Annotated in this window: 1 protein-coding gene; it reads right to left on the reverse strand. The window is 34.7% G+C overall.

Annotated elements, in window-relative coordinates; all coding sequences use genetic code 11:
• Positions 1 to 686 precede the first annotated feature (686 nt).
• Positions 687 to 1,178 carry an ureidoglycolate lyase gene (locus F6K22_RS39615; protein WP_293110519.1) on the reverse strand — a complete coding sequence of 164 codons (492 nt, stop codon included), beginning with the start codon at positions 1,176 to 1,178 and terminating at the stop codon, positions 687 to 689.
• Positions 1,179 to 1,979: the final 801 nt, after the last annotated feature.

Genomic DNA, 1,979 nt, shown 5'->3' on the forward strand with positions numbered 1-1,979 from the left:
AAAGCTATAGCAACAGTCAGAGCAGTTAAGTTCCTATGCAAAATTAATTACACATCCTATAGACTTCCTGTTCCCAGTTAAGTTTTCCCTGTTCCCTCTCTCAACACTGAATCTAAAAAATCAAATTCAACTCTGGTATTATCTGCTAGTCTTACTATCACTTATGTCAGTTTTTTAGATTTATTAAAAAGTCGAAAAGAGCGCATTTTTTTTGAAGAAAGCTATAGCAACAGTCAGAGCAGTTAAGTTCCTATGCAAAATTAATTACACATCCTATAGACTTCCTGTTCCCAGTTAAGTTTTCCCTGTTCCCTCTCTCAACACTGAATCTAAAAAATCAAATTTAACTCTGGTATTATCTGCTAGTCTTACTATCACTTATGTCAGTATTTTAGGTTTATTAAAAAGTCGAAAAGAGCGCAATTTTTTTAAGAAAGCTATAGCAACAGTCAGAGCAGTTAAGTTCCTATGCAAAATTAATTACACATCCTAATAGACTTCCTATTCCCAGTTAAGTGTTCCCTGTTCCCTCTCTCAACTAGGAAATTCCTAAAAGCACAACTACTTAGAACATATACTAATAATAAATCTTAAACTAAGAAAAGTTTTTCCCACTGTTGCCTCTGTTAGTCGGTTGCCGACGCGGGGTCGCACCGCTTTTAGCTGTTGCTTGTTCCCTGCTATAGTTAAACAATTTCTAACTCTAAATTATGACTTTTAGCAAAGTCGTGAGTAAAATGATCTACAACATTTGTATCACTTAATTCTAGGTTGTAAAAATCCACAAAATCTTGCTCAAAATAAGGTCCTGCGTGCCAGGTTCCCACCTCTAATTTAATAAAACAATTTCCGGGAATTTTAAAAGCAACTACATCCTCTAATTTAGGTGTCTCTTCTGCACAAGGTGGAGCAACTGCCATTAACCATTCCTTTCCTTCTAGAGAACCTAAACATTGAGTACATTGCCCATGACGAGTAATTTTTGTAAACTTTCGACCTCTTTTCTTCAACCTCATAATATAGAATCGTGGCGTACCATTTTCTAAACTTAATTGAGCATCATCTTGGTCATATTTTTTGCCATCTTCCGAAGCACAAATTACTTGCCCAAAAGGTTGAAAATTATGTGATGTAATTTCCTGGGCAATCAGTTGTTTAACTACTATTGATTTACTCATTTTTTTTCCCTTTATGATTTTAATTTTTATCCAATTTCGCTCTACAAGTTTTTTTCTTGAACCCGCCCCTACAGCAATAACATTTATTTCGGCAAATCTGAAACTTTAATTTATCAAATTTTTGATAAAAATTGTTTATTTATATATTTGCAAGTTAGGATAAAAACCATTCCAAACTAATCAAAAATTTGAATTTTTAAAGAGTCTTTGTTGACAAAATATTAAAACTTGAACTGATAGAGTAAATTTACATTCATCCCTAATATAGCCATCCTATAGCCATTCTATAGCAATTCCCATATTCGTGAGGTACGCGCATTCTTTGGTTTTAGGGAACAGGGAACACCGGATCTGGGAACAGGGAACAGGAATAAGGAGTAGGGAGTAGTAATTCTTGTTCCGTAGGAATAGATAAAGAACAAAAACAACTGCACCTCACTAGTTTGAGAAACGCTATATTTAAGTTGTAATATTTGGGTGGCACTTAGGAGTCAGGAGTCATAATTTTCCAAGTTTTCAGTTAAAATTAACTATTATAAAAATTCTCACAACCAATGCGCGGATTGCTATAGTAAAAGTCCTCACTCTTTGATAATTAGCTATATTTTAGCCAATATTTTAGGACTATTTTTTGGTGACCAGTAGTTGTGTATTCTTGTCTACCCCCTATTATGCCATTTCTCAAAAAGAATGCTATATATGATTGGGTGGGGTAGGGACGCCCTTATGCAACGTCCGTACGGAAGTGTGGGAGGTGTGGGGAGAGGAAAAGTAGGAAAAATCTATAAAATACCGACTAAT

This window comes from Okeania sp. SIO2F4, from assembly GCF_010672385.1.
Classification (GTDB): domain Bacteria; phylum Cyanobacteriota; class Cyanobacteriia; order Cyanobacteriales; family Microcoleaceae; genus Trichodesmium.

What these genes read in the sequence shown, in the direction of transcription:
- F6K22_RS39615 (WP_293110519.1), bottom strand. Translation starts at nt 1,178, where the DNA reads ATGAGTAAATCAATAGTAGTTAAACAACTGATTGCCCAGGAAATTACA.